The sequence below is a fragment of the Dorea sp. D27 genome (genome assembly GCF_001185345.1).
In the GTDB taxonomy this organism is placed as follows: domain Bacteria; phylum Bacillota; class Clostridia; order Lachnospirales; family Lachnospiraceae; genus Extibacter.
This window is the reverse complement of the sequence record NZ_KQ236744.1, coordinates 946,558-967,061: the sequence shown is the minus strand read 5'-3', so window position 1 is coordinate 967,061 and position 20,504 is coordinate 946,558. Positions and strand designations below refer to the sequence as shown.

Annotated in this window: 20 protein-coding genes; 5 read left to right on the top strand and 15 right to left on the bottom strand. The window is 51.0% G+C overall.

Annotation, left to right across the window (positions count from 1 at the left end; genetic code table 11):
* Positions 1–216 precede the first annotated feature (216 nt).
* Both galT and HMPREF0980_RS11100 read right to left on the bottom strand, forming a co-directional pair.
* Positions 217–1,704, bottom strand: coding sequence for a UDP-glucose--hexose-1-phosphate uridylyltransferase (gene galT / locus HMPREF0980_RS11105; protein ID WP_049729104.1), 1,488 nt, complete (start codon positions 1,702–1,704; stop codon positions 217–219).
* A 48-nt stretch (positions 1,705–1,752) separates the two neighbouring features.
* Positions 1,753–2,916 (bottom strand): galactokinase, encoded by a 1,164-nt coding sequence (locus tag HMPREF0980_RS11100; protein WP_049729206.1) that lies wholly within the window; start codon positions 2,914–2,916, stop codon positions 1,753–1,755.
* A gap of 143 nt (positions 2,917–3,059) precedes the next feature.
* Between HMPREF0980_RS11100 and HMPREF0980_RS11095 the strand changes: the two genes are divergently transcribed.
* Positions 3,060–3,953 (top strand): AraC family transcriptional regulator, encoded by an 894-nt coding sequence (locus tag HMPREF0980_RS11095; RefSeq protein WP_049729103.1) that lies wholly within the window; start codon positions 3,060–3,062, stop codon positions 3,951–3,953.
* Here the strand turns inward: HMPREF0980_RS11095 and HMPREF0980_RS11090 are convergent.
* A complete protein-coding gene (locus tag HMPREF0980_RS11090; protein WP_049729102.1) occupies positions 3,942–4,820 on the bottom strand; it encodes a DegV family protein in 879 nt (292 codons plus the stop codon). The two genes, HMPREF0980_RS11095 and HMPREF0980_RS11090, sit on opposite strands and share 12 nt — an antisense overlap.
* Positions 4,821–4,963: 143 nt before the next feature.
* On the opposite strand from HMPREF0980_RS11090, the gene HMPREF0980_RS11085 reads away from it, so the two are divergent.
* Positions 4,964–5,581 carry a TetR/AcrR family transcriptional regulator gene (locus tag HMPREF0980_RS11085; RefSeq protein ID WP_049729101.1) on the top strand — a complete coding sequence of 206 codons (618 nt, stop codon included), beginning with the start codon at positions 4,964–4,966 and terminating at the stop codon, positions 5,579–5,581.
* 61 nt (positions 5,582–5,642) lie between these two features.
* Here the strand turns inward: HMPREF0980_RS11085 and HMPREF0980_RS11080 are convergent, their stop codons facing one another.
* The 9 genes from HMPREF0980_RS11080 to HMPREF0980_RS11040 form a co-directional block, all read right to left on the bottom strand.
* A complete protein-coding gene (locus HMPREF0980_RS11080; RefSeq protein WP_049729100.1) occupies positions 5,643–6,020 on the bottom strand; it encodes a MerR family transcriptional regulator in 378 nt (125 codons plus the stop codon).
* On the bottom strand, positions 6,010–6,855 hold the full coding sequence (gene larE / locus HMPREF0980_RS11075; protein WP_049729099.1) for an ATP-dependent sacrificial sulfur transferase LarE: 846 nt from the start codon (positions 6,853–6,855) through the stop codon (positions 6,010–6,012). Before larE ends, HMPREF0980_RS11080 begins: the two co-directional genes overlap by 11 nt.
* On the bottom strand, positions 6,839–8,170 hold the full coding sequence (gene larC / locus HMPREF0980_RS11070; protein WP_049729098.1) for a nickel pincer cofactor biosynthesis protein LarC: 1,332 nt from the start codon (positions 8,168–8,170) through the stop codon (positions 6,839–6,841). The genes larE and larC overlap by 17 nt, the downstream gene beginning before the upstream one ends.
* Positions 8,151–8,915 (bottom strand): nickel pincer cofactor biosynthesis protein LarB, encoded by a 765-nt coding sequence (gene larB / locus HMPREF0980_RS11065; protein ID WP_049729097.1) that lies wholly within the window; start codon positions 8,913–8,915, stop codon positions 8,151–8,153. The genes larC and larB overlap by 20 nt, the downstream gene beginning before the upstream one ends.
* Before the next feature lie 3 nt (positions 8,916–8,918).
* Positions 8,919–9,671, bottom strand: coding sequence for an energy-coupling factor ABC transporter ATP-binding protein (locus HMPREF0980_RS11060; protein ID WP_049729096.1), 753 nt, complete (start codon positions 9,669–9,671; stop codon positions 8,919–8,921).
* 19 nt (positions 9,672–9,690) lie between these two features.
* Positions 9,691–10,494 (bottom strand): cobalt ECF transporter T component CbiQ, encoded by an 804-nt coding sequence (gene cbiQ, locus HMPREF0980_RS11055; RefSeq protein WP_049729095.1) that lies wholly within the window; start codon positions 10,492–10,494, stop codon positions 9,691–9,693.
* Complete coding sequence (locus HMPREF0980_RS11050) at positions 10,487–11,494, bottom strand: energy-coupling factor ABC transporter permease (protein ID WP_049729094.1); 1,008 nt, start codon at positions 11,492–11,494, stop codon at positions 10,487–10,489. The genes cbiQ and HMPREF0980_RS11050 overlap by 8 nt, the downstream gene beginning before the upstream one ends.
* Positions 11,495–11,701: 207 nt before the next feature.
* Positions 11,702–12,127, bottom strand: coding sequence for a DUF3842 family protein (locus tag HMPREF0980_RS11045; protein WP_049729093.1), 426 nt, complete (start codon positions 12,125–12,127; stop codon positions 11,702–11,704).
* A 122-nt stretch (positions 12,128–12,249) separates the two neighbouring features.
* Positions 12,250–13,389: an aldo/keto reductase gene (locus tag HMPREF0980_RS11040; protein WP_049729092.1), complete on the bottom strand. Its 1,140-nt coding sequence runs from the start codon at positions 13,387–13,389 to the stop codon at positions 12,250–12,252.
* A gap of 170 nt (positions 13,390–13,559) precedes the next feature.
* Between HMPREF0980_RS11040 and HMPREF0980_RS11035 the strand changes: the two genes are divergently transcribed.
* Positions 13,560–14,870: a M18 family aminopeptidase gene (locus tag HMPREF0980_RS11035; RefSeq protein ID WP_049729091.1), complete on the top strand. Its 1,311-nt coding sequence runs from the start codon at positions 13,560–13,562 to the stop codon at positions 14,868–14,870.
* A gap of 18 nt (positions 14,871–14,888) precedes the next feature.
* Here the strand turns inward: HMPREF0980_RS11035 and HMPREF0980_RS11030 are convergent, their stop codons facing one another.
* The 3 genes from HMPREF0980_RS11030 to HMPREF0980_RS11020 all read right to left on the bottom strand — a co-directional run bounded on the left by HMPREF0980_RS11030 (position 14,889) and on the right by HMPREF0980_RS11020 (position 17,170).
* Positions 14,889–15,632, bottom strand: a complete 744-nt coding sequence (locus tag HMPREF0980_RS11030; protein WP_049729090.1) for an ABC transporter permease — start codon at positions 15,630–15,632, stop codon at positions 14,889–14,891.
* Positions 15,619–16,353, bottom strand: coding sequence for an ABC transporter ATP-binding protein (locus HMPREF0980_RS11025; protein ID WP_049729089.1), 735 nt, complete (start codon positions 16,351–16,353; stop codon positions 15,619–15,621). The genes HMPREF0980_RS11030 and HMPREF0980_RS11025 overlap by 14 nt, the downstream gene beginning before the upstream one ends.
* 73 nt (positions 16,354–16,426) lie before the next feature.
* Complete coding sequence (locus HMPREF0980_RS11020) at positions 16,427–17,170, bottom strand: MerR family transcriptional regulator (protein ID WP_049729088.1); 744 nt, start codon at positions 17,168–17,170, stop codon at positions 16,427–16,429.
* A 152-nt stretch (positions 17,171–17,322) separates the two neighbouring features.
* Here HMPREF0980_RS11020 and HMPREF0980_RS11015 point away from each other — a divergent pair, with 152 nt between their 5' ends.
* Together HMPREF0980_RS11015 and HMPREF0980_RS11010 are read left to right on the top strand one after the other, a co-directional pair.
* Positions 17,323–18,354: an ArsR/SmtB family transcription factor gene (locus HMPREF0980_RS11015; protein ID WP_049729087.1), complete on the top strand. Its 1,032-nt coding sequence runs from the start codon at positions 17,323–17,325 to the stop codon at positions 18,352–18,354.
* Positions 18,355–18,541: 187 nt separating this feature from the next.
* On the top strand, positions 18,542–20,185 hold the full coding sequence (locus HMPREF0980_RS11010) for an ABC transporter ATP-binding protein (protein ID WP_049729086.1): 1,644 nt from the start codon (positions 18,542–18,544) through the stop codon (positions 20,183–20,185).
* Positions 20,186–20,504: the final 319 nt, after the last annotated feature.

Below are 20,504 nucleotides of genomic sequence, written 5' to 3'. Positions count from 1 at the left end.
TGAAGTAGATAGCGGCGGGGANCCGGGTGGGAGATGCGCAGGTATAAGCGGGAGAGGCGGAGAATCCTTTCCGTAGCCCTTATCCTGCGGGATGCAAGCCGCTATCGGCGCGCATTCCGCAGGGTTAGGGATACGTGAAATAGTCGGAGCCTCGGACGCATCGAAGCATCTGCCACCCGGCTCCCCGCACGCCGCCCACTTTACCTAACCCCCCATTTATAAAGCCTGGATAAATCTGAGGAAGGCTTTTCTCCCTTCTTCCGTACATTTATATACTCCTGCATCTTCCAATACCTTAGTGAAGGTTATCCCAACTTCTTCTTTTAAAACATCCATCACATTCTCTTTCGTAATCTGGTACCTGCCTTTAAAGGATGCCGCCCAGGCCGCATGTTTGGCTATCTTTTCGCTGCGAGAGATGTCCCTGCCTTCTGTGATGTATTCAGCCAGAAGCTCCATCTCGTCTTTTAGCCTGGAAGGAAGGACGGCAAGACCCATCACCTCGATAAGTCCGATATTTTCTTTCTTAATATTGTGATATTGTGCATGAGGGTGGTATACGCCCAGGGGATGTTCTTCCGTCGTCATGTTATTGCGCAGCGCCAGGTCAAGTTCAAACGCCTCCCCTGTCTTTCTTGCTATCGGTGTAACCGTATTGTGCGGCTCTCCGTCTGTCTCTGCAAAGATGCATGCCTCTTCGTCGGTGTACGCCCTCCAAACCTTCAGTACATGGTCTGCAAGCTCGATGAGGCGCGTTTCATCTCTGCTTCTGACACGCAGTACGGACAGCGGCCACTTGACGATACCGGCCTCCACGTCCTCATAGCCCGGAATCGTGACCGGTATCTCCACCGGAGCCTTCGCCATCGCAAACGTATAATTTCCTCCCTGGAAATGGTCATGGCTCAAGATAGAGCCTCCTACGATCGGAAGGTCTGCATTGGAGCCGAGAAAGTAATGAGGAAACAGCTTCACAAAATCAAACAGCTTCACGAAAGTATTCTTTTCTATCTTCATCGGCGTATGCTCGCCGTTCAGCACGATACAGTGTTCATTGTAATAGACATACGGTGAATACTGGAATCCCCATCTGCCGCCATTGACCGTAATCGGTATGATTCTGTGGTTCTCCCTTGCCGGATGGTCCGGGCGGCCCGCATATCCTTCGTTCTCCATACAGAGCAGGCACTTCGGATAGCCGGACGCTCCGGCATTTCTCGCGGCTGCGATGGCCTTCGGGTCTTTTTCCGGCTTGGACAGGTTTATCGTTATATCCATCTCGCCGTATGGGGAATCCACTTTCCACTTCATATCCTTTTTGACCCTGTACGTGCGGATATAGTCGCTGTCCTGGCTGAGCCTGTAGAAATAGTCCGTAGCTTCCCGCGGACAATTGGCATACTTCTTCCAGAATGTCTCCTGGACCTGCGCAGGCCGCGGGAGCAGGCAGTTCATCAGTTTCGTGTCAAACAGGTCACGGTACGTGATACTGTTCTCAATGATACCCCGGGCACACGCCTCATCGAGAAGTTCCTTCAGCACAGCTTCAAGATCAATATCCGCCAGGCTGCATTCTGTGTCCTCATAATTTACTTCATGGAACAAGTCCAGCAGCAGATTCGTCGTATAGCTGCGCTCGCACTCAGGTGTCAGCCCTGTCTCAACTCCATATTCCACGAGCTTCTTGATATTTTCATATAACATCTTTCCGTCTCCTTTTCTGATATATACAGCTTCTTCCTCCTACGCGGGCTATAAACGGTGTGCTCCGTCGCCAATGTCTACCACATAGAATTCAGCCTCGTGTCCTGCTTTTTCTTTATATGCCTTTCCGAGCGTCTGGATAAACGTGTCCACCGCATCCTGTCTTACAATGCTGACCGTACAGCCGCCGAAGCCGCCACCGGTGATGCGTGAGCCTATGACGCCCAGCAGTTCCCAGGCCAGCTCCACGAGGAGGTCAATCTCCTCACAGGACACCTCATAGTCATCCCGCAGCGATATATGTGACGCGTTCATAAGGCGGCCGAACAAATCTATGTCATTGTGCTTAAGGGCCTCCACCGCCCGTATCGTCCTGCGGTTTTCATATACGGCATGCTTTGCCCGTCTCCTGCAGACTTCATTTCCTATCGCGGACTTATGTGCTTCAAATTCCTGTTCTGTAAGATCCCCGAGCGTTTTGATGTCAACGACTCTGCGAAGTTCCATGAGGGCTTCTTCGCTCTCTCTCCTTCTGTCATTATAGGCAGAATCTACGAGACTGTGCTTTACCTTGCTGTTCGTGATGACAATTCGCGCGTCCGGCAGCATGACCGGCGCATATTCATATTCGAGCGTCTCCGTATCCAGGAATACGGCATTATCCTTTTTCCCCATGGCACTTGCAAACTGATCCATGATACCGCAGTTGCAGCCGTTAAAATTATTTTCCGAATACTGTCCTATGAGCGCCACCTCGGTCATAGACACATCTAACCCATAGATATCTTTCAGCATCAGGCCCGTAAGCACCTCCAGAGATGCAGAAGAAGAAAGGCCTGAGCCATTCGGGATATCCCCGTAGATGAGTATGTCAAGTCCGTGTGTCAGCTTATAGCCCCGCTTTTCAAATGCCCACATGACTCCTTTCGGGTAGTTCGTCCATCCCGCCGCCTCATTCGGGATAAGTTCGTCTAGTCCTGTCTCCACCACTCCCATCTGGTCAAAATTCAAGGAGTAAAACCGAAGCCTCCTGTCTTCCCTCTTTCTTGCGATACCATAGGTTCCGATTGTAAGCGCACACGGAAATACGTGTCCTCCATTATAGTCCGTGTGCTCTCCTATGAGGTTCACACGCCCCGGTGCAAAATACGCCCGGATATCACCTTCCTCCCCATACAGTTCTCTAAATTTTTCTGTCAGTCTTTCTTTCATATACATCCCTATCCTCTCTCATCAGTATGACCTGCCTGCATAAATTGCCCGTTGCCATATTCTGGCCTTTATTATATAATTTTAATGAGTAAGGATAGAGAAAACAACAACTATTATCGAAAAAACTATAAGGATATTGAGATATGCAGTTAAAGACCAGACCCGATCAGATGGAGATAAAAGAACACGGCGACTACGGATTCCCTGTACATGTAAGCGAGGAAGCCATCAATCGGTTTGACTCGAATTCCTTTTTATGGCACTGGCACCCTGAAATCGAACTGACGTGGATTATGAAAGGACAGATAGAGTATCACGTTAACGACACGTGCTATATTCTTACAGAAGGGGACGGGCTCTTTGCAAACAGCAACATGCTTCATTCCGGTTACATGAAGGACGGGCAGGACTGCGAATACCTTTCCATCACCTTCAGCCCGAGATTCATCTATGGTTATGAAAACAGCTCCCTGCATACGAAGTACGTAGACTTTATTACCGCCAGCCAGGACTGGCCGTCCCTTGCGCTCAGCAAAGAGACAGGCTGGCAGCAGAAAATACTCAGCCAGATCCAGTACATATATGCCATGTCAAAAATGCCGCCGGCTGATTATGAACTGCAGGTCCACATCGCGCTCTGTTCCATCTGGCAGCATATATACAGCTATTACAGCACGGTGCCCGCAGACAGGCTCCAGACATCCGTAGCACTGGAACGGCTGAGAGATATCCTTTCTTATATACACGGACACTATAATGAGAATATCTCGCTCGAAGATATTTCCCGCAGCGTCGGCATCTGCAAAAGTGAATGCTGCCGTTTCTTCAAGAAACACATGCATATGACATTATTTGAATATGTGCTGTACTATCGCATACAGCAGAGCCTCCCCCTGTTAAAAACGGGAGAGAGCATCACCAGAGCCGCAAGTATATCCGGTTTCGCGAACCCCTGCTATTACGGGAAGATATTCCGCAGATACATGCATTGTCCGCCTAGCCAGTACAGAAAACTCTGGCTGGATTCAACGGTCTAAACAGTGTTTCCTGTAGACTCCGACTCCGAGCCCCCCTGGTCCTATATGGCAGCCGATGCTCAGAGTCAGTGGTATATGCATCACTTCCAGTTCAGGAAATGCCCTGCCAAGCTCCTCTTTCCAGCTCTCCAGAATCTCTCGATCCATATAAGTATTTGCGATGCCCGCGCAGAGGCAGCCGTCTTCATACAGGTCATGAAACCGCCCTGCTACCTCGCCTTTCAGTGCCCTGCACATCGTCTTAAACGCAGATTTCATTCCTCTCGTCTTGGCATATGCATCCAGCTTCCCTCCCTGTATCGTAAGGACCGGTTTGATATTCAGCACCGTGCCTATGGCTGCTCCCGCCGGTGTCACCCTCCCGCCTTTCTGCAGATATTCAAGGGTGTCCACTGCGATATAAATACTTGCATCCAGAGCTTCCCTCTCGAGGATGCACTTGATGTCCGCACCGCTTTTCCCCTGCTCTGCAAGTATACGGGCATCAAAGACTGCCTGTGCCTGGGTAATCGATATCCGGTGATTATCCACGACATGGACGCGTCCGTCATATTCTCCGGCAAATGCCGCCGCACATTCGTAAGAATGGCTGAGCCCGCTGGACATCGGGATATATACTATCTCATCATATTCTGTCAGCAGCCTGTCCCACCTGTCCATCACGTCTCCAGGCGAGGGCTGAGAGGAGGTAACAGCCGCGCCCCGGGACAGCTTCTCATAAAACTCCTCCTGCGATATATCGACTCCTTCATAATATGTATTCCCGTCTATGACAACCGGCATCGGAATGATGGATATGCCGTACCTTTCCTCATCTTCCTGCTGCAATCCGCAATTGCTGTCTGTCATTACTGCAACGACTGGCATATGTTCTCCTTTCTGACTAACTAACACGTTGACCGTTATTATTACATGTGTTAAGATTATAGCAAACTGAGGAATGAAGGACAATTTACAGATATCTGCTTCTGTCAGTTATTTATACAGATTGGAGAAATTGTAAAAAGATTATGGAAGACAGACGCGTACGCAAGACAAAGAAAAATCTCAAAGGAACCTTGATAGATATGCTGGCTGACATGCCGTTCGAGCAGATATCTATCACCGAGCTGTGCCGCAGGGCGGATACGAGCAGGATTACCTTCTACTCCCATTATAATGACAAGTATGCGCTGGTAGATGATATCTTCCAGGATATGATCCGTGTCGGAACCGGTAACTATATACGCAGGCAGGAGGAAAACAATCCCCAAAGAGATCTTGTTATAGGATACTGCAATGTGCTGGACGTCATACTGGAACTATACTACGCCAATTATGACTTTTTCCGGCATACCCTCCCTGAAGAGAACCCTTACCTCGCTTTCTCCTTCTACAACTATGTACTGGAGACTGTAGAAATGCACACAGACAAAGAGGCTCGCATCCTGAACTTCCGGCTGAAGTACACAGCAAAGAAAATCGCAGGATTCCTCTGCTACGGAATCCTGGGATTCATTAATGAATGCCATTCAGAAAAAGAGACTGTGGAAGAGATACGTACAGAAGCCAAAGAAATATTAAAGGGAATCCTCAAATCGGACCTACTTGTCAGCCGGGAAAATGCTCCGGTTCAGCCCCCGGCATAGGTCGTGCATGGTAAAAGTTCCGCGGTAATGATAATACTGCCGGAATGCTGTCCGGTGCAGACTATGCTTCGGGTAGATCTGCTTCCTTCATCAGTCCCTGGTCATACCGCTCAATCTTCCCGTTCAGTCGTTCCAGTGCTGCCTGCATATCGTCCATCCTCTCGATCAGGCGGTTCCTCTGCTCGGCAAGAATCTCTCTGCGGGCATCTATCGTTTCATCCCCTTGCCTGAACAACGCTACATATTCGATTAGCGCCTCTATCTGGACCCCTGCTTTGCGCATGCACTTAATGAGCTGAACCCACTGGCAAGAAGCATCATCGTAGTCTCTCACGCCGCTTTTATTGCGGGGCACCTTCGGGATAAGTCCAATTCGTTCGTAATAACGCAGCGTATCTGCCGATAAGCCGTAACGTTCGCTCACCTCTTTAATCGTCATAATGCTCTCCTTTCTGTTTCTGCAGCGTTTCGTCCATGCTGCCCGAGCGGAAACCCTCAAGATCCACCGTAACATAGCCGAATCCTAATTTCCTGAGCTGCCCTGCGGTTTCTTCCCCCCGCCTTGCAAGCTCAGGTATATCTTCTACATCTACTTCGATTCTGGCAATATCTCCGTGAAGCCGAAGACGTACATTATAAAAGCCCATCTTCCGGATCAATGCCTCCCCTTCTTCTATCATCTGAATCTGGTCGTAGGTAATATGCGTACCGTAAGGGAACCTTGTGGCCAGACATGGGCTCGACGGGCGTTCTGCCACGGATACACCGTAATGTGCGGCTAGTTCCCTGACTTCCCGCTTCGTCATACCGCATTGTGCCAGTGGGCTTAAGATGCCCAGCTCCTTCAGCGCTCTGAGCCCGGGACGGTATTCATGAAGATCATCCTCATTCGTACCCTCCAGGATATGCCGGATCCCCAGCTCCTCCGCAAGTACGCCTATCTTATGAAAGATGCTCTTTTTACAGCGGTAACACCTGTCAACCGGATTGTCGCTGATTCCCGCCTCGTCAAGCTCGTCGATTTCTATCACGTGGTGAATCGCTCCCGTCTCCCGAGCCACTTCTCTGGCTGTTGAAACGTCACTCCTGGGATGCAGCCTAGTCATCACAGTTACGGCATGTACGGCTGTCCCCCGCTCCGCGGCCGCCTTACACGCTGCTTTTAACAGAAGGCCGGAATCCACACCGCCGGAAAATGCAACGATAATATCTTCATCGGCCCACTCATCCAGCATCTTTTCAAGCCGGTTATATTTCTCATTGCCCACTGTCATCACACTCCCTCGCAATCAGAGCATACACGTCCTGGTATGACCTGCCGGACGCTCTGCTTAGCGCCGCCACGCTCTCATACTCCGGATACTTCCTGACGCCGGAGCCAATCATGCACACCTTGACCCTGGCATCGCCGATGCTCGTCCGAATGGTCTCCACTGTTCTTTTAAGCACGCAGCGCTCCATTCGCTGTCTGCGTATTCCGATGGTCGTCGTCTCCTCAAACACAATCTGTTCCAGTTTTGTGATATCTTCTTCTGTGCATAGGATATTGAGCTGATATGCCGGACGGTTCTTCTTCATATAGACCGGCATATAGTTCACGTCCCTGGCCCCTTCTTCCATGAGGCGCTCCATCACATATCCGAGTGCTTCTCCGGTACAGTCGTCGATGTTCGTCTCCAGCTTCCAGATACAGTCCGCCTCCTTCGATGCGCCTGCTTCCTCTATCAGCATCGCCCTCAGGATGCCCGGACGGTCATACTCACGTTTTCCCGCGCCCATCCCGATCTTCCTGACCGTAAAGGAGGCCGGAAGCCGCTCCGATGTCCGCACGGCGGCAGCTATAGCTGCTCCTGTCGGGGTCACGAACTCTCCCTGGCTCTGCGTCAGGCAAAGCTTCAGTCCGTATGCCTCCACGATATTGGCCACCGCCGGAACCGGTACGGGAAGCACACCGTGCTGGCAGCGGATCGTGCCGCATCCTTCATAGAGCACCGGCACGATGCACTCCTGGACGCCAAGATTATCCAGGCATACGGCCGCAGATATGATATCGACGATAGAGTCCACTGCCCCGACCTCATGAAAATGCACCTGATCCACAGGTACACCGTGTGCCCTCGCTTCTGCATCTGCCAAAATCCGGAATATCCTTTCCGCCACCGCCTTTGCACCGTCCGTCATATGGGCATGTCTGATGATATGCAGAATGTCTCCAAGGCCCCGGTGAACATGTGCATGGCTGCGTCCGTCACCGGGGCCATGCGCCTGCGGGTGCAGATGTCCGTGGCCTTCCCCATACGCATGCCCGTGTACCTCTTCCTGTACATGTCCATGGCCGTGCAGATAGCTCATGTCGTGGTCATGATTCTCATATGGATCCTCCAGGATGACGTCAAAGTCGCAGACGTCAAGCCCCGCTTTTTCTACCCTGCTGACCTTCGTCCGGAAACCTCTGACCGGCAGGCTTTCCAGCACCTGTTCCAGCACTTCCCTGTCCGCCCCGAGGTCAAGCAGCGCAGCGACTGTCATGTCGCCGCTGATTCCTGAACAGCATTCCAGATATAATGTTTTACCCGTTTTGTTCTGCATCGTGCCGTACCCCCAGTCTGTTAATCTGTGCCGCCATATAACCGGCACCATAGCCATTGTCTATATTAACCACCGCAATTCCGTTTGCACAGGAATTGATCATCGTCAGCAGGGCCGACAGCCCCTTGAGGTTAGCTCCGTAACCGACAGAAGTCGGCACTGCGATTACCGGCTTGTCTACAAGCCCCCCTATGACGCTTGCCAGCGCACCTTCCATCCCCGCCGCGGCAACGATACAGTTCGCACTCTGTATCGCCTCCAGGCTGGCAAGCAGGCGGTGAAGCCCGCTGACTCCCACGTCATAGATCCGCTCAACCCTGGCCCCGAAATATTCGGCCGTCTGTGCCGCCTCTTCCGCTACCGGAATATCCGCGGTTCCGGCCGTGCAGACTGCAATCTTCCCCTCTCGCTGTTTCCCCTTCTTCTCTGCCTTCAGAATATGAGAGACCGAATCGTACGTAATCTTCGGAATGCGTTCTCTTACAAGCGCATATTGTGCCTTGGAAGCCCTCGTCCCGAACACCTCTCCGTTTTCTTTATATAGCGTTTCATATATATCGAGCAGATGTTCGTCTGCCTTGCCGCTGCAGAATACGACTTCCGGGAATCCGGATCGTATCTCCCTGTGAGTGTCAAGCCTTGCATAGCCCATATCTACAAACGGTTTGCGGCGGAAATAGCCCTCCGCCTCCTCCACTGACATCTCACCTGTCCTGACCTTCTCCAGTATCTCATGTGTCTCCATCGTTCAGACTCCTTTCATAAATCGGAATGAAAGAGGCAGTTCCAGCCCGTGTGCCACCAGCAGCTCCTCATCTCTTAGTATCTCTTCTGTCTTACCGTCCCGGATGACCGCTCCTTCAGACAGAAGGACGGTCCTCTCACACGTGTCATAGATAAAGTCCAGATCGTGGGAGGCGGTCAGCCTGGTCCCGGGCAGACGGTTCAATACGTGTATCAGATTTCTCCGGTTCCCCGGGTCAAGTGCGGCCGAGGGCTCATCCATAAGCAGCAGACCCGCTCCCATAGAAAGTACCGACGCGATTGCTGCCAGCTTCTTCTGCCCGCCGGAAAGGCGGTAGATATGGCGGTCCTTCAACCCCTCGATGCCTGTCTGCCTCAGTGCTTCAAGCGTCCGTTCTTCCACTTCCGCCTCGCTCATCCCATAATTTCTCGGAGCAAAGGCCACATCCTCGTATACCGTGTTCATGAACAGCTGGCTGTCCGAATCCTGGAACACATAGCCCGCCTTCCTGCGTATGGAGGACAGGTTCTGCGTTACCACATCCATGCCGCACACCTGTACCGTACCGCTGTAGCCGGGCAGCAGCCCTACGAGTATCTTCAGCAGCGTCGACTTCCCTGCCCCGTTAGCGCCTATGATGCCCACAGACTCCCCGTCTTCGACAGACAGCACGGCATCTTTAAGGACAGGCTCTGTCTGTCCTCTGTCCCTGCTTCCGTACCGGAAGGTCAGCCCATTTATCTCAATCTTTCTCATATCTTTTCCTTCTTTCCTGTTACATTCCAAGCATGCGGCCCACAGCCTCAAATAACGGGAATGTGCGCAGACCGGCTAAGGCGGCGCACCAGAATACGGCATACCATCTGCTCTTGCCACGGTCCCTGTCCATACCTTTAAGACGATATTCCCCTGTAAATCCCCTCAGCGACATACTCTCGTACACAGCCTGCGCCCTGTCCATGCTCCTCAGGAGCATCTGACCGGCCAGCGTTCCCCATACTTTATAGCGGATTCCTTTCTCGTCCGGCGCCCGCAGGGAATACGCCTCCGTCACTCTCTGCGCCTCCTTCAGCATCAGTATGATGTACCGATAGATGAGCATGACAAGCGTCACGAGTATCTTCGGCACATGCAGCATGCGAAGTGCAGCGCATATATTACCGATGGACGTGGTGGCAATGAGCAGATAAGATGCCGTTATGGCCAACAGAGCCTTGAACACGAGTGTCAGCATGGAGACGACTCCGCCCGTCACCGGTATCCCGGCTATAAAGAACAGCACATTCCGGTCAAAGAACGGATTGGCAATTCCAACAAGGCATACGACAAGAAGCACAGGGCGCAACTGTACGAGTGCGCGCCGGACCGGCAATTCTCCTAGAATCATAAGAATCACCGGGTAGAGGCACATTCCGGCCAGGCCCGTCAGGTTATACTTGTCAAAGGACACGGTAAGCGCTACATACCAGATAGTCACGATAACCTTGGCAAGCGGATGAATACGGCAAAGGCCCGTATCCCGTTCCGCCATCTCGTCCAGATAATGGATGTCATGTATCGCCTGATTTATCCTACTCATGCTTCTCTTTCTTCCTGAAGAACCGGCACGCATAGCACGCCAGCACGCATAGCAATATGACGGCAGCCCCGCCGACGATACCTGACACAGATGTACCTGCCGCCGCATCCGTATGGCGGAACATATAATCGGGAAGAAGGGCCGTGGCGTTCTGTATCTTCTCCGCCAGTATATGCACCGGTCCGGATGCCGTTAATTCCGTGGATCCCGTTATTCTCTCGATCGACCATTCCAGACCGTCGGGATATGCAGAAGCGAGCAGCGATATGCCTCCGGCAGTAACTGCTGCGGCAGCCGCCAGCGCAAGCATCGTATTCTTGAAGCTGAGTCTCCCTTCCCGGCCAGCCCTCAGTCCCTTCTCTCCTGTCCAGATTAGTTCCGGCCTTGCCTCATACACAAATAGAAGCACTGCTGCCGTAATCGCCCCTTCCACAAGCCCGATTGCCAGATGAATCGGCTGCATGGCTGCCGCAAACACAGAAAAAGGAAGTTCGGTAACGCCGGACGCCAACGTCTCCAGCGTCACCGAAAACGCTCCGAGCTGGAGGGTCACGACACACGCTGCCACAGAAGCGAAGATAATCTTCCCCCGGCTGATTCCATTCTTCATCATCTGCTTCCATATAAGGAAGCCTCCTATGAAGCAGCCGTAAAACGCCATGTTCCATATGTTGCATCCAAGTGCCAGAAGCCCGCCGTCGGCAAACAGCAGACACTGGATGAGCAGAACTCCTATCATAGTCAGAAATCCGGCATAGGGCCCAAGTATAGCAGTCAGAAGAACACCTCCGCACAGATGCCCTGAGGAACCTGTCCCCGGAATTGTAAAGTTGATCATCTGAGCGGCAAATACAAATGCCCCCATCACGCCCATTGCCGGGATTTTTTTCGGGTCATCCTCCAGCCTCACTTTTTTGATTGAAATGCCTGCCGCTGCTGCAGAGCAGGCATACATCGTACCTGCTGCCGCTGGCGCTATCAATGCATCTGCCATATGCATAGTCTGTTTCCTCCTTATTCATAAGTCTAAAAAATGCCATGCAAATATAAGCTTCCTTGGGAAGCGTCATACCCTCATGGCATTTCTCTCCATTATGGAATCTTTCTACTGTAACATCTTTGTTCCGCCTTCTTACCGGGCCTGCGCCCTGACCGCACAGATGCTGTCCGGCCTGGCCGGACGCAGCGGGCACTTGGTGTCCGCATCCTAAACGCTCTGTCCTATCATATTGATGGCATCGTCCACGAGTTCGCTGAGCGTATGAACGCCGACACCTGCCACATAGAACCCACACGAATGAACGGGTATCAGCAGTTTCCTGGCATCGCTCCTGGCCACTGCTTCTGCCATCACTGCCGTCACTTCTCCGAGAAGCGCATCTGCTGCAAGTATCCCGATAGGCCCTACTATGTAATCCGCTTTCCTGGCGTTCACCACAACCGGGTTCTCGCCTGTAGCAGCCCTGTCCGCCCCTGCCTTCAGCATGGCAGAGGTGGCCGCGCTGTTCGTGCCCACGGCAACGATCTCCGCCTGCGCTTTCCCCTGCTTCTTCCACCGCTCTATGAACAGGCTGCCCATGCGCCCGCCCTGTCCGTCTATGACTACAATAACCGTCCCTCTACCATTCTCCATATCTTTTCTTCCTTTATATCTTCCCAGACTCTCTCGGTCTGATAAGGCTGCTACTCTGAGTATACTAAAGTTCCGGTACAGATGTCAATTTATTACGTTACCATTCACTCTGAGGCTGTCACTTATAATCCTGCGGGTTCATTCAGCCTTCTGACAAAGTCGCTCATGGCACCGGCAATCTCAAGCTGCTGCGGACAGACCGCCTCGCAGCTTTTACACCCGATGCAGGCGGAAGGGCGCTTTTCCTCCGATATAGCGTCCACTGCCATATGAGTAATGAGTCCATTCACAAAACGTGTCTCATTGTAGAGTGACAATAGCGTAGGGATATCCAGCCCCTTCGGGCAGTGGGCCGTGCAGTAGCGGCATGCGGTACACGGCAGGATATCCAGCATGCTGTCCGTCACTTCCATCAACGCCTTCCACTCTTCCTCACGCAGAGGCTTTTCCTCTGCATATGTAGCGATATTATCTTCCAGCTGTGCCATATTGGACATGCCGGAAAGGACCATCGTCACGCCGGGCACAGACTGCAGAAACCGGAACGCCCAGGCCGGCACCTGTTCATCCGGTCGGAGTGCGTTCAGCCTTTCGGCATTTTCCGGTGTAAGCTCTGCCAGCTTTCCGCCGCGGAGTGGTTCCATCACCCAGATCGGGATATCATATTCATTCAGAAGGTCTGCTTTGGATTTAGCGTCCTGAAGTTTCCAGTCCAGATAATTGAGCTGTATCTGGCAGAATTCCATCTTGTCCCCGTAAGCGTTAAGGAAACGCTTCATCGTGTCGTACCGTCCGTGAGCGGAAAAGCCGAGATGCCTGATCCTTCCGGCTTCCTTCTGCTTTGACAGATAGTCCATGATGCCGTATTTCTCATCGAGATACGGGTCGATATTCTTCTCATACACATTGTGGAACAGATAAAAGTCAAAGTAATCCACCCCGCATTTCTTAAGCTGTTCCTCAAATATCGCCTCCACCTTATCCATATTTGCCAGATCATATCCAGGAAACTTCGTAGCGAGATAGTAGCTGTCACGCGGGTACTTTGACAGAATCCTTCCTGTGACCGTCTCCGACTGTCCATCGTGGTATCCATACGCCGTGTCAAAGTAATTCACTCCCTTGTCTATGGCATATGCGAACATCTCGGCCGCACGTTCTTCATCTATCGGTGCATCCGGGGCATCTTCCATGACCGGAAGGCGCATCGTGCCAAGCCCGAGGGCCGAAAGCTTCAAATCCTGAAACTCTTTATATATCATGATTTTTCCTCCTTTGCTTTTCTGCTGCACGTTAAGCATACTCCCTGGAGCGCGCTCCAAGTCAACAATTTTTTCTTCACATCCACCATTTTTTCTCCCCTTGCCGATACCCTTCCTTTATTATAAAATGGTTGTATCCCTAGAAGCATTTATAAATTGGAGGATCTTATATGGATATTCAGATAACGAAAGAACTGTTTACATTTATAGAAAAAAGCCCGAGCCCTTACCATGCCGTCCGCACTGCCGGAGAAATGCTCACGGCCCTGGGGTATAAGAGGCTCGAGGAACAGCAGACGTGGAATTTGAAAAAAGGCGGGCGCTACTATGTCACACGGAACCTGTCCTCTGTCATCGCGTTCCGGATACCGGAAGAGATACGCGGGGGATTCCATATCGTAGCCAGCCACAGCGACTCTCCCTCCTTCAAAATCAAGGAGAACCCAGAAATAGTATCCGAGCAGAAATATGTCCGGCTCAACGTAGAGAAATACGGCGGCATGCTGATGGGCGCCTGGCTGGACCGTCCTCTGTCGGCTGCAGGACGCCTGCTCGTTCGAAACGGCGGCGGCGTTACTACCCGCCTGGTCAATGTGGACCGGGACCTTCTTCTCATACCAAATCTTGCAATCCACATGAACCGCGAGCTGAACGACGGCTACAAGTATAATCCTCAGACAGATCTGCTGCCTCTGTACGGCGACTTTTCATCAAAAGATTCTTTTATGCGGCTTATGGCAGAGACGGCCGGTGTCCAGGCAGCCGACATCCTCGGCAGCGACCTGTTCCTGTACAATCGTATGCCAGGAACCGTCTGGGGCGCCGGAAACGCATTCATCTCCATCGGAAGGCTTGACGACCTGCAGTGCGCGTTCGCCTCTCTGAAAGGCTTTACGGCCTCCAAAGAGGCTCCATCCGTCCCCGTCTTCTGCATGCTCGATAACGAAGAAGTCGGAAGTACGAGCAAGCAAGGGGCTGCCTCCACATTTATCAGGGATACGCTCAGACGTATATGCATCGCTCTTGGAGAAAGCGAAGAGGCCTATCATACGATGATGGCCTCCAGCTTCATGGTATCGGCGGACAATGCCCATGCGGTACACCCGAACCAGCCGGGCAAGACCGACGAGACGAACCGGCCTTATATGAACGAGGGCATCGTCATAAAATACAGCGCCAACCAGAAATATACGACAGACGCCGTGTCTGCCGCAATATTTAAGTCCGTCTGCCAAAAGGCAGAGGTACCGTACCAGACTTTCCTGAACCGTTCCGATATGGCGGGAGGCTCCACCCTCGGCAATATCGCCAACACACAGACGGCTATGAACACCGTGGATATAGGGCTCGCACAGCTGGCGATGCATTCTCCATACGAGACAGCCGGTGCCAGAGACACCGGTTATCTGCTCCAGGCATCCAGGACTTTTTATGAAAGCCTGATACAATGCCAGGAGGATGGCAGCTACTATATTGAATGACAATCCACACTTAAGCTGCTATTCCCATTTAAAATATCTCAAGGAAATGAAGATACAAATAAGGGCAAGACCTGACATCACGACAGCAGGGGCGAGTACACTATCAGCTGCCAATCCCAAAGTTGCTGCTTTCAGCAGCTTTATACCCTGTGTCAACGGCAGGACGTCTGCCACTTTCCGAAGGGCTGACGGCATGATTTCGTATGGCAGCGTCGCCCCGGAAAACAGGAGCATGGGGAAATATAATATGCTGGCGATTACCCCCGCCGTCTTCGTATTCGGAGCTATGCCGCCGACCATCATGCCAATGCTGAATATAGACACGGTTACGAGGAGATATCCGCCCAGAAAAAGCGCGAACGAACCTTGCAGCCTGCAGGCAAAGACTACGGTCGCACACAGGTACAAAAGCAGCAGGGACACGACCGCGTACAGCGCATAGATCGTCACCTGTACCGCTAAAAGCACAGAAGGGCTAACGGGTGTCACTTTATACCGCCTCAGGATGCCTTTGCTGCGGTAATCAGATATGACAAGCGGCAGCCCCATCACACCTCCCGCACATATGGAGATGGTGGCAAGTGCGCCGAAGGACTGTTCCATGAACGTATATTCCGCCCCGTCAAAGGCTGGTTTATCCCCATATATGATTCCAAGGATAACGAGCACCGCCAGCGGGACGCAAATAGCAAATATAAACATATCCATACCCCGGAGCGATAATTTCAACTCTGTTTTTAACATTGTCCTAAATGTTTTCATCTGCCTGTCCCTCCTCTTCTGTGTACCAAAGGTAAGCATCCTCGAATTTTTCGTAAGGACTGCCTTCGATTGCTTCTGAAACCGTGCCATAAAATACGATGATCCCCTTCCTTAATATACAAATCTGATCGCACAAGGCTTCTACTTCGTCCATGAAATGGGAGGTCAGAAAAATAGTCATCCCTTTTTTCTTCAATCCATCCAGAATCTTCCACACCTCCCTGCGTGCTTTCGCGTCCAGTCCGGTTGTCAGTTCATCCAGAAATACAACTTCCGGTTCCGGTATAAGTGCAAGAACGATAAACAGGCGCTGCCGCTGTCCTCCGGATAAGTCGCGGACAAGGCTCTTTTGCTTGTCCGCTATGCCGAACCGTTTCAGCAGGACTGCCGGGTCGGCCGCGCTGCTGTATAGTGAAGCGGTTACTTCACAAAGCTCCCCCACCGTAATATTGTCCTGATAATTCGTATCCTGGAACTGGACGCCTACCTTTTGAAATAATTTTTTACGGTTATCCTCCGGATTCATCCCCAGTATGGATATGCTCCCGCTGTCTGCCTTCTTTGTACCCAGGATGCACTCGATCGTAGTGCTTTTCCCCGCACCGTTGGCCCCGAGCAGGCCGAAGATCATACCGCGTGCCACGGACAGGTTTACGTTGTCTGCCGCGGGAAGCTCGTCATAATATTTTGTAAGCTGCACGACCTTGATTACTTCATTCATATTTTCTCCTCCTTTTCTTTTATAGACACAGAGAGGATACCACTGAAAAAAACTTTGGTGGGTAACTGGAGGGTTATGAAAAACGTTCTTTCATATTATGAAGCATACTAACTACCTGGGCGGCGTTATCTTCCGCGGCAGTCAGAGAAGTGATCAGCTTGTCGCACACCGTAATGATGTCCGTGTCCTCTTTCGGCGTATCCAGAGCTTCTTTTATATCGATATCCGGATTTGTACATGCTTGCTGCAGCATATTCCGGATCGCCTCCAGCGAATAATTCGCGCACCGTAAAGAGCGGATAATCTTCAAACGGCTGATGTCCTTATCCGTATACACCCGGTACCCGTTCTGCCTGCGTTTGACCGTCAGCAGACCGTTCATCTCCCAGTTCCGTAACGTATCCATAGAAACATGTAAGTAGTCGGATACTTCCTTTCTTTTCAGGCAGCGGCTGTTTACTTCTTTTCCGCCGGACAGGAACTGCTCTGCGATTTCTATCGCCTCTTCCGCATTGGCCCTCTCCTGTCTTACTTGTATGATATATTCGTGGGATAGCGCAAGCGCCGTATCGTAGTCTCCTGTCGCAGATATCTTGATCATCTGAATGATTTTCTTGCGCAGACCGTTCTGCAGCACCTCTATCTGAAAAGCGAGCCTGGCAAGCCTGAGCTGTTCGATATGAACATCTGTAAAAATCCGGTAACCGTTTGGCTGACGTTCTGGCCTTGGAATGAGATGTAATTCCTCATACAGCCTGACCGTGTTCGGATGTATTCCTATGATTGACGCAACTTCAGCAGTTCTGTAAGTATTCATTGTCAGACACCTCCTGTTGAAATATTACCACAAAACAGAAGCCTGGTGTTATATTGGAGGGTATCAGCGTGTTTTCCCTTGTTGTCCTAGTGGGTCTGCGGTATAATATAAAATGACTATTATAACAATTAGAAATCGGATGGTGAAGCCTTATGGAGCTTACAATAAAGAATCAACTTGACCCGCTGTTTGAGACACTTTCTCTCCTTTTCCTCTGCCACACGGACAACTGGAAAGAAAAGATGATATCTGCGCTGGATGACTATGGCGTCAGCGGCGAGATCTTTTACAGAGAACATATGAATACTTTTGACAAGTATGTGGAAACTTTTCAAAAGCACAAAGTGCAGAGACCGGAAGAAGATGCTTTATTTGAAAGCTTCTCAGACGATGCTTTTATGCATATCTTTGTGCTCGCGATTGAAAAGCGCTCCTGCATAGAGCATCCCGGGAATCTGAATCTTCTGGAACTGCGCAGCCTTCTGGCCTACTTTATCACAGATACCGGAGAGCATCCCCGCCTTCCGGATATAAAGGAACTCCCGCAGCTGCCCGATGAAGCATCGCTTATCGACTTCATAGACAGGACCGATATCGAGAGCGAAGAGAAATGGCACATGCTGAATCTTCTGAGAAGGGCTGACTACTGGCTTACGAGTCTGTATAAAGCTGTGGAAAGCAATAAAGACGCATACGAAAAAGCGCTGGAAGCCGTAGAAGGACCTCTGCGTCTATTGTTGAAACGGATGGCTTCTTATCACGCACCTGATTTCTTCAAGATTGCAGATACCTGTGCAGACATGCATGCCCTGTATCCTTCTCTCGCAATGCCGCTGATTCAGATGGTTCTCTACACGTGTGGTTATTTCGGGCTCTCCATTGAAACGCTTATCGCAGACGAAGCATCCGGACGTCTGACAAAGGATGCCGTCATCCGGCAGGTGAAATCCATCAGTGATAAAAGCAAGCTGGATATACTGTGTGCCCTGAAAGAATCGCCCATGTACAATCTGAAGCTGTCAGAGCACCTCGGGCTATCTCCATCCACGGTATCTCATCATATGAATACGCTTCTCGCCTGCGGTTTCGTGACGGTCGAGAAAAAGGACGGCAAAGTATACTACTGCCTGCATAGAGAAAATATCTCCCGGTTCATCTCAAGTCTGGAGCAGATGCTTTTATAAGCTTACGTGCGGACAGACCAAGCGGCAGCCAAGACAGAAAAGGCCGCCCCAAGGATAACCTTCAAGGATTGCGAATTACGCAGTCCTTTTTATATTCGTCAAACTTATTTGACATATATGGAATCATATGATATTTTATATTTATAGAATATATTCGATATATGTAAAATATACAGGAGGATTATGCATGAAACTTTATGATAAGAGAGGACGTCTCTTGATTGTCTTTACTTTGCTTCTCGGAGGAATATCGGCTGCCCTTTCGGCCTTTATCTCAATGATTCTTCAGAAAGTCATTGACAGCGCCGCCAGAAACGATATGGATTCCTTCACGAAACTCATCCTGGCCACCCTCATATACCTCGCCATTCTAGGAACGATGGGATTCCTGGAGGCCTACTGCGGGAAGCTCATGATAAAAAATGTGACGAAGACGCTGCGGGATAAGATCTTCCACGGTGTCATGAAACGGACCCCCGGAGAATTCTCGTCACAAAATACGGCGGATTACTTGTCTGCACTCATCAATGACGTAAAGCTTGTGGAAGAAAACCATCTTATACCGCTCCTGCTCTGTGCACAGATGGGTGTCCTCTTTCTCACTACGCTCGGAATACTGCTATACCTGAGCCCTCTCGTCACGGCCGTCCTCTTCCTCTTTCTCGTGCTCATGTTCACGGTTCCGGCACTGCTCGGCAAAAAGATTCAAAAGAGGCAGGAGGCTTATTCGGCAAAGCTGGCCGAATTTACAGCCAAGTCCAAGGACTTCTTCAATGGTTTCGAGGTAATACGCGGTTATACGATGCGTCCATACATATTAAAAAAATTCACCCGCATCAACCGGGACACGGCCGACCGGAAGTTGGCCGCAGATACGCTTCTGGCGGTTAATGAGTGTTTCTCAGACATATTGTCTGCAGTCAGCGTACTCGTCATCGTATTCGTATCCTCTTACCTCATGATGAAAGGACGGATAACGGCAGGAACACTCCTGGCACTTATCCAGCTGAGCGGCACATTTGTCACCCCTGTCGTACTGCTTATGCAGAACCTCCCGAAGATAACAGGAATCAGGCCGGTACTCAAGCATCTGGAAGCCTATTCACATACACAAGATGGTACCCCGGAAGAAGAGCCCTCTTGCAATTCACCACTTCTTGAAACAGGCATCACTTTCACAGGAGTAACGTTTGGCTATGTACCGGGACAGCACGTTCTGAAGGATATCAGCCTCACCATCACTCCCGGGACGAAGTGTGCCCTGTTAGGAGAAAGCGGAGGTGGGAAGACAACGCTTATCAAGCTGTTAACAGGGTATTACAACGATTTTGCCGGGTCTATCTGCTACGACGGCATACCAGTCGGTAAACTGTCTCAGGGAAGGCTGAATAGAATTGCAGCTGTAATCCACCAGAATGTCTTCCTGTTTGATACGGATATATATGATAATATCTGCCTCGGGGAGACCTTTTCCAAAGAGCAGCTTGACGATGCCGTAAAAGCCAGCGGAATCTCACGGTTCCTGCCGGGATTAGAAAAAGGGCTTCATAGCGAAGTTGGCGAAAACGGGCAGAACCTGTCGGGCGGACAGCGCCAGCGCGTCGCCGTCGCAAGAGCCCTTATACGCTCCACACCGGTGCTGGTTATGGACGAAGGCACATCCGCCTTAGACCGCCGGACCGCCCACGAGATAGAAGAAGACCTTCTCAGGCAGGAAAACCTTACGCTTCTTACGATAACACATCATATGGACGAGACTTTAATGGACCGTTACGATAAGATATATTATCTGAAAAATGGCAGGATTTCCTGCCCCCAAATGGGGGTTTAGTGAAGCAGGGCGCCGCTGGGAAGGCAGGGGGCATCTGCTGCGATGCGTCCGGGACTGCGACTATCACACAGATTCCTAAGCCTGTGGAATGTTCGCCGATAGCGGCTCTCATCCCACAAGCTTAGGAATCTGGTGAGGATTCTCCGTCCCTTCCGCTTATACCTTCGCATCTGTCCCCTGCCTCCCCATCGGCTATCTACTTTACTGGCACGGGCGGGGGTGGCTATGTGACGTTACTGGCGGCCGGAAGGAATTTATCTGTGCCGGTATATTAATAAAAAAGCTGAGCGAGTGAAAACCTTTGAAAAATGAAATTATT

Coding starts and splice junctions, on each gene's coding strand:
- galT (WP_049729104.1), bottom strand. CDS start 1,704: ATGTTATATGAAAATATCAAGAAGCTCGTGGAATATGGAGTTGAGACA.
- HMPREF0980_RS11100 (WP_049729206.1), bottom strand. CDS start 2,916: ATGAAAGAAAGACTGACAGAAAAATTTAGAGAACTGTATGGGGAGGAA.
- HMPREF0980_RS11095 (WP_049729103.1), top strand. CDS start 3,060: ATGCAGTTAAAGACCAGACCCGATCAGATGGAGATAAAAGAACACGGC.
- HMPREF0980_RS11090 (WP_049729102.1), bottom strand. CDS start 4,820: ATGCCAGTCGTTGCAGTAATGACAGACAGCAATTGCGGATTGCAGCAG.
- HMPREF0980_RS11085 (WP_049729101.1), top strand. CDS start 4,964: ATGGAAGACAGACGCGTACGCAAGACAAAGAAAAATCTCAAAGGAACC.
- HMPREF0980_RS11080 (WP_049729100.1), bottom strand. CDS start 6,020: ATGACGATTAAAGAGGTGAGCGAACGTTACGGCTTATCGGCAGATACG.
- larE (WP_049729099.1), bottom strand. CDS start 6,855: ATGACAGTGGGCAATGAGAAATATAACCGGCTTGAAAAGATGCTGGAT.
- larC (WP_049729098.1), bottom strand. CDS start 8,170: ATGCAGAACAAAACGGGTAAAACATTATATCTGGAATGCTGTTCAGGA.
- larB (WP_049729097.1), bottom strand. CDS start 8,915: ATGGAGACACATGAGATACTGGAGAAGGTCAGGACAGGTGAGATGTCA.
- HMPREF0980_RS11060 (WP_049729096.1), bottom strand. CDS start 9,671: ATGAGAAAGATTGAGATAAATGGGCTGACCTTCCGGTACGGAAGCAGG.
- cbiQ (WP_049729095.1), bottom strand. CDS start 10,494: ATGAGTAGGATAAATCAGGCGATACATGACATCCATTATCTGGACGAG.
- HMPREF0980_RS11050 (WP_049729094.1), bottom strand. CDS start 11,494: ATGCATATGGCAGATGCATTGATAGCGCCAGCGGCAGCAGGTACGATG.
- HMPREF0980_RS11045 (WP_049729093.1), bottom strand. CDS start 12,127: ATGGAGAATGGTAGAGGGACGGTTATTGTAGTCATAGACGGACAGGGC.
- HMPREF0980_RS11040 (WP_049729092.1), bottom strand. CDS start 13,389: ATGATATATAAAGAGTTTCAGGATTTGAAGCTTTCGGCCCTCGGGCTT.
- HMPREF0980_RS11035 (WP_049729091.1), top strand. CDS start 13,560: ATGGATATTCAGATAACGAAAGAACTGTTTACATTTATAGAAAAAAGC.
- HMPREF0980_RS11030 (WP_049729090.1), bottom strand. CDS start 15,632: ATGAAAACATTTAGGACAATGTTAAAAACAGAGTTGAAATTATCGCTC.
- HMPREF0980_RS11025 (WP_049729089.1), bottom strand. CDS start 16,353: ATGAATGAAGTAATCAAGGTCGTGCAGCTTACAAAATATTATGACGAG.
- HMPREF0980_RS11020 (WP_049729088.1), bottom strand. CDS start 17,170: ATGAATACTTACAGAACTGCTGAAGTTGCGTCAATCATAGGAATACAT.
- HMPREF0980_RS11015 (WP_049729087.1), top strand. CDS start 17,323: ATGGAGCTTACAATAAAGAATCAACTTGACCCGCTGTTTGAGACACTT.
- HMPREF0980_RS11010 (WP_049729086.1), top strand. CDS start 18,542: ATGAAACTTTATGATAAGAGAGGACGTCTCTTGATTGTCTTTACTTTG.